The sequence below is a fragment of the Salinarimonas soli genome, from assembly GCF_008386575.1.
Lineage (GTDB): Bacteria > Pseudomonadota > Alphaproteobacteria > Rhizobiales > Beijerinckiaceae > Salinarimonas_A > Salinarimonas_A soli.
Genome location: NZ_VUOA01000034.1, coordinates 121,952 through 134,681 on the forward strand (window position 1 = coordinate 121,952; position 12,730 = coordinate 134,681).

Sequence of the window (12,730 nt, forward strand, 5' to 3'; positions counted from 1 at the left end):
CGCCCGCGAGATAGCGACCCCTCGGTCTCACCCGGTCGTTCCGTGGCGGCGGCGCTGTCGCGCCACCCCCCACGCCATCTCTCCCACGGAAGGGGGGAGAGATGGATCACCGGTCTCGGCGAAACGGACCTCTGGAGTTCTGGCGAGACGGGCGTGCGCGTCCTCTCCCCCATTGCGGGAGAGATGCCCCGCCAGGGGCAGAGGGGGGTCGGCGATGCGAAAGCCTCGCCGCGCGACAGAACGAGCGAGCGGTCCCGTGCCCGAGCCGTAGGCCGGCCCCCGCCGGTCCACTCACCCGAAGCGGTTGTTCTTCGGGAAGCCCTTGGGCGGGAGGCGGCCGGCTTCGGCGCGGTGGCAGATCCACTCGTCGAGATCGGGCCTCGCGACGGTCCAGGTGCGGCCCGAGGTGTCGCGCCAGGTGAGGCCGCCCTCGACGGGGAAGACCTTCACGTCGGCGACGCCGCCGTCGCGGTAGCGCTGGAGGCGCACGCCCTTGCCGCGGGTCATCTCCGGCAGCTCGGAGAGCGGGAACACCACGAGCTTGCGGTTCTCGCCGATGACGGCCACGTGGTCGCCCTGGGTCTCCAGGCACATCACGGCACGCGCGGGCGCATCCAGCGTGAGGACCTGCTTGCCCTTGCGGGTCGTGGCCACGAGGTCGTCCGAGGTGGTGACGAAGCCGCGCCCGTCGGAGCTGACGAGGAGGAGCTTGACGCCGCCCCGGAACGGGAATGCCTGCACCACGTCGGCACCCTCGTCGAGGTCGACGAGCAGACGGATCGGGTCGCCGAAGCCGCGGCCGCCGGGAAGCTTCGAGGCCTCGATCGTGAAGACCTTGCCGTTGCTCGCGAGCACCAGGATCTTCGACGTGGTCTCGGCGAAGAACGAGACCTTGAGGTTGTCGTCGCCCTTGAACGAGACGCCCGACAAGTCCGCCACGTGGCCCTTCATGGCCCGGATCCAGCCCTTCTCGGACACGATCACGGTGACGGGCTCGCGCTCCACCAGCGCCTCGGCGAAGTCGATGTCCGAGGTCACGGGGGCGTCGGCGAAGGTCGTCCGGCGGCGGCCGAGCGGGGTCTCGGGGCCGAAAGTTTTGCGCACCTCGCGGATCTCGGAGGCGACCTTCTTCCACTGCTTGGGCTCGGACTCGAGCAGGCCCTCGATCTCGGTCTTCTCGATCGTGAGCGTGTCGAGCTCGCGCTTGAGCTCCATCTCCTCGAGCTTGCGCAAGCTGCGCAGGCGCGTGTCCAGGATGGCGTTGGCCTGGATCTCGGTGAGCTCGAAATGACGCATGAGCTCGGCCTTCGGCTCGTCCTCCTCGCGGATGATCTTGATGACCATGTCGAGGTCCAGATAGACGATGAGGAGGCCGCGCAGGATCTCCAGCCGCCGGTCGATCTGGCCCAGCCGGAAGCGCGAGCGGCGGATCAGCACCTCGCGGCGGTGGTCGATCCACTCCTTGAGGCACTCGGCGAGGCCGATGACCCGCGGGACGGTGCCGCCCACGAGCACGTTCAGGTTCAGGGGGAAGCGGCTCTCCAGCTCGGTCAGCCTGAACAGCGACTCCATGAGGATGGTCGGGTCCACCGTGCGCGAGCGCGGCTCCAGCACCACGCGCACGTCCTCGGCCGACTCGTCGCGCACATCGGCGAGGAGCGGCAGCTTCTTCTCCTGAAGGAGCTCGGCGATCTTCTCGATGAGCCGGGATTTCGGCACGCCGTAGGGAATCTGGTCGACGACGATCGACCAGGTGCCCCGCCCGGTGTCCTCCTTGGTCCAGCGCGCGCGGGTGCGGAACGAGCCGCGCCCGGTGCGGTAGGCCTCGGCGATCGCCTCCTTGGAATCGACGATGATGCCGCCTGTCGGGAAGTCGGGGCCCGGCACGAAGTGCAGGAGCTGGTCGGAGGTGGAGGTCGGGTGGGCGATGAGGTAGAGCGCCGCGTCGCACAGCTCCGACGCGTTGTGCGGCGGGATCGAGGTCGCCATGCCCACCGCGATGCCCTGCGCGCCGTTGGCGAGCAGGTTCGGGAAGGCGGCGGGGAGCACCACGGGCTCCTGCGTGGTGCCGTCGTAGTTGGCCCGGAAGTCGACCGCGTCCTCGTCGATGCCAGCGAGCATCAGGCGCGCCACCTCGGTGAGGCGGGCCTCCGTGTAACGGTACGCGGCGGCCGAGTCGCCGTCGATGTTGCCGAAATTGCCTTGGCCGTCCACGAGCGGGTAGCGCGAGGCGAAATCCTGCGCGAGCCGCACCATGGCGTCGTAGATCGCCTGGTCCCCGTGCGGGTGGAACGAGCCCATGACGTCGCCCACCACCTTGGCGGACTTCTTGAACGGTCCGCCCGGGTTGAGGCGGAGCAGGTTCATGCCGTGCAGGATGCGGCGGTGGACGGGCTTGAGGCCGTCGCGGGCGTCCGGCAGCGCCCGGTGCATGATCGTCGAGAGGGCATAGGCGAGGTAGCGCTCCTCGAGCGCGTCCTTCAGGTTGATGCTCTCGACGCCGTCCGATGACGGCGGTTCGACCGGCTTGCCCATGGGGTCTCCTTGGAGGCGAATCGGATCCCGCGGCGCGAATCGCGCAAGCGGCGGGATATCAGGAATTGGTTGCCCGGATCATAGCGCGAAGACAAAACGGGAACAAATCATTCGGCCTGCTTGATCGCGAGTGCGACGAAGCGCGCGCGCTCGTCGGGCAGGTGCTGTCCCTGCGGGTCGTAGAGGGAGCGGTCGAGGAAGTAGCCCGTGAGCGCGAAACCATGGTCGAGCTCCTGCGGGGAGGGGCGGTTGCCCCGGGGCTGGCCGATGAGGAAGCCCGGCAGTGGCAGGAGGCGGTCCCGGTAGGGCTCGCCCGCGGCGGCGCTGACGGCGCGCCCGCTCTTCGGCGACACGAAGGCAAGGTCGCGCGTCGCGCCCGTGGCGGCGCAGGAGGCGAGGTCGAGGCCGAAGCCGAGCTCGGTGAGGAGCGCCAGCTCGAAGCGAACGAAGAGGGGGCCCGCGAGATCCGGCTCGTCGAGGTGGTCGGCGAGCGCCTCGGCCATGGCGTGGAGGTCGGGATGGGGATCGCGTTCGGGCAGAAGCCGCAGGAGGGCGGTGAGCGTCGCGATGCCGTAGAGCGCGAGAGGCGACGTCATCAGCCGCGCGGCGCGCGAGGTGGCGGGCTCGATCGTGTAGGTGCCCAGCTGCTCGTCGAGGCGCGCCCGCCAGGTGGCATGGACGGAGTTGCCGGGCTGGAGGACCGGCTGGAGCTTGTGCGAGCGCCCGCCATGGACGAGGCCGAGATGGCGCCCGTGCTCCCGCGTCATCAGCTCCAGCACGACGCCGGATTCGCCATGCCGCCGGGCGCCGAGCACGAGGGCTTCATCGGACCAGTGCATGGGGGGCTGCTCGGGGATGCGGCATGCGGCTCCGTCGGGATCGAGCGCCTGCGGCGCGGGTTCTTGCGCTGGATCCCGGATCCGCGCCCCACCGCGTGGGGCTTGTCCGGGAAAGTAGGGGAGGGCGGTCCGGAGGTCTCCAGAGCCTCACCCCCACATTCCCGGACAAGAGGAGCGGAGGCGAAAGCCGGAACGGATCGCCGATCCGGGATCCAGGCCAGCATAGACCGGCCGCGCAGCGGCTCAAACCCGTCTCCGTCCAGGCGAAGGCAGGGAACGGCGCACGGGGCTGGACGCCCTCACGCGTCCTCGCGCATCGCCTCCTGGACGCGCTCCTGGAGCACGTCGGGGCGCTTGAGCACGAGGGCGCCGCGGGTGCGCTCGATCAGGCCCTCCTGGGTCATGCTCGTGAACTCGCGGGTGACCTGCTCGCGGCGGCAGCCGATGCGGGCGGCCAAGATGTGGTGGTAGGGCGGGGGCGTGACGACCCGCTCCACGCCGCCCTGCGCCCGGGGCACGGACATGCGCAGGAGCTCGGCATAGAGCCGGTGGCGCAGGTCGAGGACCGCCTGCTCCATGAGGCGGCCGTTGAGCTCGCGCACGCGGGCCGTGAGCAGGCGCAGAAGCCGGTCGTTGACCACGGGCGAGGCGTTGACGAGCTCGCGGAAGACGCCCGCCGGCATCACGCAGAGCTCGCCGCGCGTGAGTGCCGTGACGTTCGCCGAGCGGCGCACGCCGTCGATGGCCGACAGCTCGCCGAAATATTGCCCCGCCCGCATCTCGCCGAGGATGACCTCCTTGCCGGCGGGGGTGCGGATGAGGATGCGGACGTCGCCCGCCACAAGGAAGTAGACGTCGGTGGATTCCTCGTCGAAGTCGACGAGGATCTCGTCCGTGTCGAAGCGGCGCCAGCGGCAGCGGCTCTCGAAGCTCGAGAGGTCGATGCCCGGGTCCTTGAAGAAGGGAATGCCAGCCAGACGTGCCATGGACGGTCCTATGCCCATCCTGTGTCGCGCGAGCTTGACCGCCGGTCAAGGGGCGGGCAGGGCAGGTCGGCCTGATTTCAACCGCCGCGATCGAGCGCCGCAGCCCAGTCCGCGGCGCCGGCCGCCCTCAGGGCTTGATCGGAACCCGCTCGGTGGAGACGACGGCCCCGTCCGGGCCGACGACGAAGAGATGCAGGATGGCCCGACCGGCCGGGACCATGAGGTCGATCTCCCGGCGCGCCGTGCCGAGCGCCTGGGTGCAGACGGCGCCCTCGGGCCGAGCCAACCGCACGGTGACCGGCTCGGCCGCGGCCGGTGCCGCGATGCCCGCGGGTGCGCCGAGCGCCACGGACCCGATCGTGGTGCAGCCGTCCGACACGGTCGCGACGGCCTCCAGGGCGACCGCGCCGCCCTTGCGGACCGCGTGGCTCCCCGGATGGTGCGCGAGCGCCTCCACGGCCGCCGCGATGCCGAGCACGAGGGAGCCGAGGGCGAGCAGGAGCGCCAGGAGGGAGAGGCGGTGGAGGTGGGAGGACATCGGATCTCTCGCCGCGAGGGCGAATCGGGAGGGGTGTGACAGGGGCCATCATCGCGTCCGCGACGGCGAGCCCATGTCCGAAGCTTGACCGAAATCGGGCAGGGCCGCCGTGCGAGGCCGCACCCGGCCCTAAAGGCTTAGCCCTGTTCGATCACCCGGGTTGTCCACCGCGAAACGGCGGGGCATTGAGAGGCCATGCTCAGCGTCAACGATCTCACCTACCGCATCGGCCCCCGCCTCCTCATCGAGAAGGCGGGCTTCTCGCTTCCGGCGGGCGCCCGCGTCGGCCTCGTCGGCCGCAACGGCACCGGCAAGACCACCCTGTTCCGCATGCTGCTCGGCGAGATCTCGCCGGAGACCGGCACGGTGAGCCTGCCCCGGGGCGTGCGCATCGGCGCCGTGGCCCAGGAGGCACCCGCCGGTCCCGAGACCCTCGTCGAGGTCGTGCTCGCCGCCGACCGCGAGCGCGCCGACTTGCTGCGCGAGGCGGAGCACGCGGACGGCCTGCGACGGGCCGAGATCGAGACCCGGCTCGCCGACATCGGCGCCCATTCGGCGCCCGCCCGCGCCGCCGCGATCCTGCACGGCCTCGGCTTCGACGAGGCGGCGCAGGGGCGGCCGTGCGCGGATTTCTCGGGCGGCTGGCGCATGCGCGTGGCGCTCGCCGCCGTGCTCTTCGCCGAGCCCGACCTCCTGCTCCTCGACGAACCCACGAACTATCTCGACATCGAGGGTACGCTCTGGCTCTACGACTACCTCGCGCGCTACCCCCACACGGTGGTGGTCATCAGCCACGACCGCGACCTGCTCGACACCTGCGTCGACCACATCCTCCACCTCGACGAGGCGAAGCTCACGCTCTACCGCGGCGGCTATTCCTCCTTCGAGCGCCAGCGCGCCGAGAAGCAGGCGCTCCAGGCCAAGGCGCGGGTGAAGCAGGAGAACGAGCGCAAGCACCTCCAGGCCTTCGTCGACCGCTTCCGCGCCAAGGCCTCCAAGGCGCGCCAGGCGCAATCCCGCGTGAAGCGCCTCGAGAAGCTCCAGCCCATCGCGGCGCTCGTCGAGGACGAGGTGCTGCCCTTCAACCTGCCGAGCCCCGAGCGGGCGCTTGCCCCGCCCCTCGTCGCCATCGAGTCGGGCGCCGCGGGCTACGGCGAGCGGGTGGTGCTCGACCGGATCAACCTGACGCTCCTGCCCGACGACCGCATCGCGCTGCTCGGCTCCAACGGCAACGGCAAGTCCACCTTCTGCAAGCTCATCGGCGGGCGCCTGCCGCCGCTCAAAGGCGAGGTGCGCCGCTCGGGCAAGCTCGACGTCGCCTATTTCGCCCAGCACCAGCTCGACGAATTGCGCCCCGGCGCGACCCCCGTGGAGCACGTGCGCGAGCGGATGCCCGACGTGCCCGAGGCGAAGGTGCGCGCCCGCTGCGCCCAGCTCGGCTTCCCCGGCCAGAAGGCCGACACGCCCGTGTCGAACCTCTCGGGCGGCGAGAAGGCGCGCCTCCTCATGGGGCTCGCGGCCTTCGGCGGGCCCCACCTCCTCATCCTTGACGAGCCCACCAACCACCTCGACATCGACAGCCGCGCCGCCCTCATGGAGGCGATCAACGACTACGAGGGCGCGGTGATCCTGGTGAGCCACGACCGATTCCTCATCGAGGCCTGCGCCGACCGGCTCTGGCTCGTGTCGAACGGCTCCGTGAAGCCCTTCGACGGCGACATGGACGATTACCGCCGCTTCGTCCTCTCCGGCAGCCTCGACGGGAAAGCCGCCACCCGCGCCGAGGCCGAGAAGGCGACCCGCACGGACGACCGCCGCGCCGCCGCCGAGCGCCGGGCCGCGCTCGCCCCCTTGCGCAAGCGCCTCACGGGCATCGAGGCGCGCATGACGAAGCTCGGCGAGGTGATCGCGAAGGTCGACGCGGCGCTCGGCGACGGCACAGCCTTCCAGCAGAACCCGACCAAGGCCGCCGAGCTCTCCCGCATGCGGGCCGAGGCCGCGGACGCGCTGGCGAAGACCGAGGAGGAATGGCTGACGGTGAGCGGGGAGATCGAGGCGGCGGAGGAGTAGGGGACGCCTAGTCCTTCAGCTTCACCCGGATCCGGTAGGCGAGCCCGTCGCGCACGTCGCGATAGGCGTCCAGCATCTGCTCGCGGGTGCCCTGGACGACCGTGGGGTCCGGAGTCGGCCAGTACTCGACTTCCGCCGCGAGCGTGCGGGTGAGCTCCAGGGCCGCGTGGTGCGCCTCGGGCGAGAGGGAGACGATGAGGTCGAAGTTCAGGCCCTCCCACTCCTCCAGCTCGACGAGGGTGCGCGGCTTGTGCTTGGCGGCGCTGATCCCGATCTCGTCGAGCGCCGACACCATGAACGGGTCCGTCTCGCCTTTGCGCACGCCCGCCGACTGCACATAGGTCGACTTGCCGAAATAGTGCCGGGCCAGGGCCTCCGCCATGGGCGAGCGAATCGAGTTGTAGCCGCACACGAACAGGACGGACTGGACGCGCTTGCCCGGCGCCGCCATGCGCCTCAGCCCCGCCAGTGAAGGGCGTAGATGAGCGTGAAGAGGCGACGCGCCGTGTCGAAGTCCACCGCGACCTTGCCGTCGAGGCGCTCCATGAGCACGTTCGCCGCCTCGTCGTGCAGGCCGCGCCGGCCCATGTCGATGGCCTCGATCTGGGCGGGGGAGGCGGAGCGGATCGCCTTGAAATAGCTGTCGCAGATCATCTCGTAGTCGCGGATCACCCGGCGCAGGGGCGACAGCGAGAGGTGATGCGTCATCAGCGTGTCGCCGTCCGGCGAGCGGATGCAGAAGGCGAGGCGCCCGTCCCGCAGCGCGAGGTGCAGGGCGTAGGGCCCGCGGTCCTCGTCGGGGATGCGGAAGGCGTTGGTCTCCAGGATGTCGTAGATCGCGACCGCGCGCTCGTGCTCCTGGTCCGGGGTGCCGCGGCCGATGGACTCCTCGTCGAGCGTGACGGCGACCAGGCGGTGGCGGTTGTCGGTCATCGGGCCGTTACAGGTTGAGGCGGATCGCGACCGAGCGGGCGTGGCCTTCGAGCCCCTCCGCCCGGCCGAGCGCGATGGCCGAGGGCCCCAGCGCCCTCAAGGCCGCCGGGTCGCATTTCAGGATCGAGGTTCGCTTCATGAAGTCAAGCACCCCGAGCCCCGACGAGAACCGGGCCGAGCGGGCCGTGGGCAGGACGTGGTTGGGCCCGCCCACATAGTCGCCGATGGCCTCGGGCGTATGGGAGCCCAGGAAGATCGAGCCCGCGTTGCGCACCCGCGCCGCGAGCCCGTCCGCGTCCGCCGCCTCGATCTCGAGGTGCTCGGGCGCGATCGCGTCGACGAGGGGGATGCTGGAGGCGAGATCGGGTACGAGGATGATCGCGCCGAAATCGCGCCAGCTCGCCGCCGCGATCTCCGCCCGCGGCAGCGTCGCGAGATGGCGCTCCACCGCGGCCTCGACCGCGTCCGCGAGCGCCGGGTCGTCGGTAACGAGGATCGACTGGGCGGCCGTGTCGTGCTCGGCCTGGGCCAGGAGATCGGCCGCGACCCAATCCGGGTTGGCGTCCCGGTCGGCGAGGATCAGCACCTCGGAGGGGCCCGCGATCATGTCGATGCCCACCTGTCCGAAGACCCGCCGCTTGGCCGCCGCCACGTAGGCGTTGCCGGGGCCCACGATCTTCGCCACGGGCGCGATCGTGTCGGTGCCGTAGGCGAGGGCGGCGACCGCCTGCGCGCCGCCGATCCGGTAGACCTCGTCCACGCCCGCAAGGCGCGCCGCCGCGAGCACGAGCGGGTTGGTCTCGCCGCGAGGGGTCGGCGCCACCATCACGATGCGCGGCACGCCCGCGACCTTCGCGGGCACGGCGTTCATGAGAACCGACGAGGGGTAGCTCGCGGTGCCGCCGGGCACGTACAAGCCGACCGACTCGAGCGCCGTCCAGCGCCAGCCCGCCGTGACGCCGAGCGCGTCGGTGGCGGACCAGTCGGTGGGTTTCTGGCCTCGGTGATAGGTCTCGATCCGCTCGCGGGCGACCCGAAGCGCGGCGAGCGCCTCGGCATCGCAGCGGTCCAGGGCGGCGTCGATCTCCTCGTCCGAGACCCGCAGCCGGTCCGGCGTAAGCGACAGGCCGTCGAAGCGGCTCGTATAGTCGATGACGGCGGCGTCGCCGCCCGCGATCACGGCGGAGACGATCGCCTTGACGGCGTCGTCCACCTCCTCCGAGACCTCCCGCTTCATCCCGAGCAGGCTGCGAAAGGCGGCCGGGAAGCCGGCATCGCGCGCATCGAGGCGAAGCGGCATCAGGCGCGCTCGTCCGTTGTCGCGTGATCCGGGCGGCCTTCGGCCTCCCAGACGGGGCCGAGATCCTTCATGCCAGCCTCGATGCACTCCACCTCCAGCTGGACCGCGCGGTCGTCGGAGAAGTGGAGCGTCACGAGGCCCGACGGGGTCTCCATCTCCTCGAAGGCGATGGCGAGCAGGTTGAGGGTCTCGTCGCGCCGGGCGGGGTCGATGCCGCGGCAGCGCGCACGCAGCACCCTGTCGAAATGCAAGCCCGTGAGGCGCCGACGGGGCGGCTCGCCGTTGGCGCCCTCCCAGTCGAAGCGTCGGGCCACGAGGGCGAAGCGGTGCTCCCCAGGCAGGAACGCGATGTCCTCCAGGCGGACGACGGCGTCCTGCATGTGGGCCGACACCACGGCGAGATCCTCGTCGTCGAGGGCGATGAGCTTGAGGAGCTCCATGGGCTGGGCCGTGTTGTTGTCCATAGCCGCTCAGGTAGAGATGCGGCCGCCCGTCCGCAACGGGGCGCCCGGCGCGAATGCGCCGGTTACCCCCGGATTCCTTGGGGACATCGCCTGCGGGCGCTCAATCGCGGCCCGCGGCCGTGCCGCGCCGCAGGCGGGTCACGAGCGACCAGGCCCAGGGCGTGCGCTTGACGGACCGCTTGGCGAGCCGGCGCGCCGCGGCCGCGAGCCCGTAGGCATGGCCGAGCGGGGTGACGGGCACCAGGACGTCGGCGATCTCGTCGACGCCGTCGCAGAAGGTGCTCTTGTAGCGTGCCTCGCCGACCCCTAGGTCGAGCACCTTGCGGCCGCGCCGACATTGCTCGGCGACGAGGCGGGCGACGAGAAGGTCGCCGGGGCTGCGCCGCGCGATCTCGGAATCGCCCGCGTCGAAGGACAGGACCATGCCAGACAGGCGCGTCTCGTCGGCGGCCCCCGCGAACGTCGCGACGATCCGCTCTCCGGCGCATAGCGAATAGAGCTCCACGGCTGGCGCGCCGCGATCGAGCCCTGCGAGGCAGGCCCGGCGCAGGAAGGCGCGGGCGGGTGCGTCCTCGAAGGGGTTGGGCAGCCCGATCGTGCGGCGGCGCTCGGCCTTGTGGGCGAAGAACGTGGCGAGCACCGCCTCGACCTCCTCCGGCGTCGCGGCCTGGCGCAGCTCGACGGGGCCGAGCTCCGCGAGCCGGGCTTCCTTCTGGCGCAGCTTCTTGCGAGCTTCGCGGCTGAGCACGCGCTTCAGGACATCCTCGCCTGATCCGGACAGATCGAGGCGGTAGGCGTTGCTCGCGGCGGCCGGGGCGCCGGCGGGCACGAGGGGATTGGGTTCGCCGTTCCAACTACGCGGCATCGCGGCAAGAGCGACGGCGTCGGCGCCGACGAGGCGGCCGATGGCGGCGAGCAGCGCCCGCGGGTCGCCGAGCGGGGCGCCCCGGCGCCACAGCGCCGCGTGGTAGTTGGCGTGGGCGCCGCCTACGGGAAGCGCGAGCCGCAGCGGCCCCCGGTGGCAGAGGACGAGCGGCAGGATGAACGCCGTCGCGCCCCCGGCGTCCCGCCCGACCACGATGCGCGGGGCGGCGCCCTCGACCTGCCCGAGGGTGCCGAGATACGCGTCTGCCCAGTCGAAGCGCTGGTAGGCCGAGCCCGCCGCCTCGCCCTCGAACGCCTTCCACCAGCCCTCGATGAGGGCGCCGTCCTGGGCCACCATGAGATCGAGAGCCGGGCGCGCGACCCTGCCGGCGTCCGTGACGGGCCCGCCCGCGTAACCCAGATCCATCGCCCTCATCCCGCAGTCCCGCCAGCTCGCATGCGTCGAACGCACCTTTAAGTGTTCTCTGCCATAAGGCTCTTCCGTTAAGTCGCTGCTAAAGGAATGCAACATGGGCTTGCGACGCCGCGCGATCGGGGCGGCGCTCACCGCGATCGGATCGAGCGGGGCCGACCGGGCGCTCGCGCCGCTCCTTCGCGGCCGCGGCGTGATCCTCACGGGGCACCATGTACGCCCGTGGCGCGAGACCGGTTTCGCGCCGAACCGTCTGCTCGAGATCACCCCGGATTTCCTCGACCGCGCCCTGACGCTCCTGGCGCGGCAGGGCTTCGAGCTCGTCTCCATGGACGAGGTGCCCGACCGGCTGGCTCGCGGGGGGCGGCCCTTCGCGGCGCTCACCTTCGACGACGGCTATCGCGACAACGTGGAGCACGCCCTGCCCGTGCTGCGCCGCCACGGCGCGCCGGCGGCGTTCTATGTCACGGCCGATTATGCCGAGGGGCGCGGGCGGCTGTGGTGGCTGGAGCTGGAGGAGGCGATCCGCCGGCTCGACAGGGTCGTGCTGACCGTCGGCGGCCGCCGCCTCGACCTCCCGGCCGGCACGGACGCCGCCAAGGCCGCTGCGTACGAGGCCGTGTACTGGCCGCTGCGCACCCTGCCCGAGGACGCCCTGCGCGCGGCGATCGCGGGGCTCTGCCGGGAGGCGGGCGTCGACGCGGGGGCTTTGGTCCAGGCCGACTGCCTCACCTTCGAGGAGATCGCCGCCTTGTCCCGCGAGCCGGGGGTGACGATCGGGGCTCACACCTTGACACACCCGCGTCTCGCGACCCTCGACGAGAGCGAGGCGCGGCGCGAGATCGCGGCGTCGGGGATCGCCGTCGAGGCGCGGATCGGCCGGCCCGTGCGCCACTTCGCCTATCCGGTGGGCGACCCCGGATCGGCCGGGCCGCGCGATTTCGCGCTGGCGCGGGAGGCGGGTTTCGTCACCGCCGTCACGACGCGGCCGGGGCACGTCTTCCCGGAGCACGCCGCGCACCTTCATGCCCTGCCGCGCGTGTCGCTCAACGGCCTGCATCAGACCGAGGGCGACCTCCGGGTGTTGCTCTCGGGCGTGCCGTTCTGGCTGTGGAACCGCGGGCGGCGCCTCAACGTCAGTTAGCGGCGCCGCTTCTTGCGCGTGTAGCCCGTGTAGCTCTTGCGGCCGCCGACCGTGAAGCTCGCCGCCTTGCGGCCGCGCCGGCCCCGCTGATAGGACGCCCGGCCGCGCCGGGACGAGCGCACCGCGGCGGGCGCCGCCTCCTCGCCCGACTCCGAGACCTGCGCGCCGCGCGGGGGGCGCTCGCCGCGCTTCGGGCCGAACTCGGCGAGGCACTGGTTGTAGGCCATGTCGACCTTGATCCGCTCGCAATCGGCGATCGAGCGCGGCGCCCCTTGAGCGAAGGCCGAGGCGGGCAGAAGGATCAGGAGAGCGGCCAGGAGATGTCGCATGGGGTCCGTCGGGTCGTTGCGGGAGCAGGCTAGCACGAAATCCGCGCCGGCCCGTGCGGCGCGGCGCGTTCGCCCGCGAAAGAGACGCAACTTGCGGCAGGTTTGAGGCGGATCACAAGAGGATGAGCCGGCATCGGGAGCTCCCTGAACCCTCCAACCTCGTCCTGAGGCGCCCGCCGAAGGCGGGCCTCGAAGGGCGCTCCAGGGATCTCCGGACGGCGGTGGAGCGTGATGCATGCTTCGAGACGCCCGCTTCGCGAGCTCCTCAGCATGAGGGCGGAGGAACGATCGTGCG

The 12,730-nt window shown here is 71.6% G+C and carries 12 protein-coding genes; 2 read left to right on the top strand and 10 right to left on the bottom strand.

Annotation, left to right across the window (positions count from 1 at the left end):
- Positions 1 to 291 precede the first annotated feature (291 nt).
- From parC to F0L46_RS19045, 4 genes are all read right to left on the bottom strand, one after another.
- Positions 292 to 2,535: a DNA topoisomerase IV subunit A gene (parC, locus tag F0L46_RS19030; RefSeq protein ID WP_149820481.1), complete on the bottom strand. Its 2,244-nt coding sequence runs from the start codon at positions 2,533 to 2,535 to the stop codon at positions 292 to 294.
- A gap of 107 nt (positions 2,536 to 2,642) precedes the next feature.
- A complete protein-coding gene (gene recO / locus F0L46_RS19035) occupies positions 2,643 to 3,374 on the bottom strand; it encodes a DNA repair protein RecO (protein ID WP_149820483.1) in 732 nt (243 codons plus the stop codon).
- A gap of 299 nt (positions 3,375 to 3,673) precedes the next feature.
- Complete coding sequence (locus F0L46_RS19040) at positions 3,674 to 4,360, bottom strand: Crp/Fnr family transcriptional regulator (protein ID WP_149820485.1); 687 nt, start codon at positions 4,358 to 4,360, stop codon at positions 3,674 to 3,676.
- 127 nt (positions 4,361 to 4,487) lie between these two features.
- Entirely contained in the window at positions 4,488 to 4,898 is a 411-nt protein-coding gene (locus F0L46_RS19045) for a hypothetical protein (RefSeq protein ID WP_149820487.1), read from the bottom strand.
- Positions 4,899 to 5,093: 195 nt separating this feature from the next.
- Here F0L46_RS19045 and F0L46_RS19050 point away from each other — a divergent pair, with 195 nt between their 5' ends.
- Positions 5,094 to 6,968, top strand: a complete 1,875-nt coding sequence (locus F0L46_RS19050) for an ABC-F family ATP-binding cassette domain-containing protein (protein ID WP_149820489.1) — start codon at positions 5,094 to 5,096, stop codon at positions 6,966 to 6,968.
- A 7-nt stretch (positions 6,969 to 6,975) separates the two neighbouring features.
- Here the strand turns inward: F0L46_RS19050 and F0L46_RS19055 are convergent, their stop codons facing one another.
- From F0L46_RS19055 to F0L46_RS19075, 5 genes are all read right to left on the bottom strand, one after another.
- Entirely contained in the window at positions 6,976 to 7,419 is a 444-nt protein-coding gene (locus tag F0L46_RS19055) for an arsenate-mycothiol transferase ArsC (protein WP_149820491.1), read from the bottom strand.
- Between the two features lie 5 nt (positions 7,420 to 7,424).
- Positions 7,425 to 7,901, bottom strand: a complete 477-nt coding sequence (locus F0L46_RS19060) for a UPF0262 family protein (protein ID WP_149820493.1) — start codon at positions 7,899 to 7,901, stop codon at positions 7,425 to 7,427.
- Between the two features lie 7 nt (positions 7,902 to 7,908).
- Positions 7,909 to 9,201, bottom strand: a complete 1,293-nt coding sequence (hisD, locus tag F0L46_RS19065) for a histidinol dehydrogenase (protein ID WP_149820495.1) — start codon at positions 9,199 to 9,201, stop codon at positions 7,909 to 7,911.
- On the bottom strand, positions 9,201 to 9,641 hold the full coding sequence (locus tag F0L46_RS19070; protein ID WP_149820637.1) for a DUF2948 family protein: 441 nt from the start codon (positions 9,639 to 9,641) through the stop codon (positions 9,201 to 9,203). The genes hisD and F0L46_RS19070 overlap by 1 nt, the downstream gene beginning before the upstream one ends.
- 124 nt (positions 9,642 to 9,765) lie before the next feature.
- Positions 9,766 to 10,956 (bottom strand): GNAT family N-acetyltransferase, encoded by a 1,191-nt coding sequence (locus tag F0L46_RS19075; protein ID WP_149820497.1) that lies wholly within the window; start codon positions 10,954 to 10,956, stop codon positions 9,766 to 9,768.
- 103 nt (positions 10,957 to 11,059) lie between these two features.
- Here F0L46_RS19075 and F0L46_RS19080 point away from each other — a divergent pair, with 103 nt between their 5' ends.
- Positions 11,060 to 12,106 carry a polysaccharide deacetylase family protein gene (locus F0L46_RS19080; protein WP_149820499.1) on the top strand — a complete coding sequence of 349 codons (1,047 nt, stop codon included), beginning with the start codon at positions 11,060 to 11,062 and terminating at the stop codon, positions 12,104 to 12,106.
- On the opposite strand, the gene F0L46_RS19085 is transcribed toward F0L46_RS19080, so the two are convergent.
- The gene (locus F0L46_RS19085) at positions 12,103 to 12,435 is read right to left on the bottom strand and encodes a hypothetical protein (RefSeq protein ID WP_149820501.1); all 333 of its coding nucleotides are present in this window, start codon (positions 12,433 to 12,435) and stop codon (positions 12,103 to 12,105) included. The genes F0L46_RS19080 and F0L46_RS19085 overlap by 4 nt on opposite strands.
- Between the last annotated feature and the right edge of the window lie 295 nt (positions 12,436 to 12,730).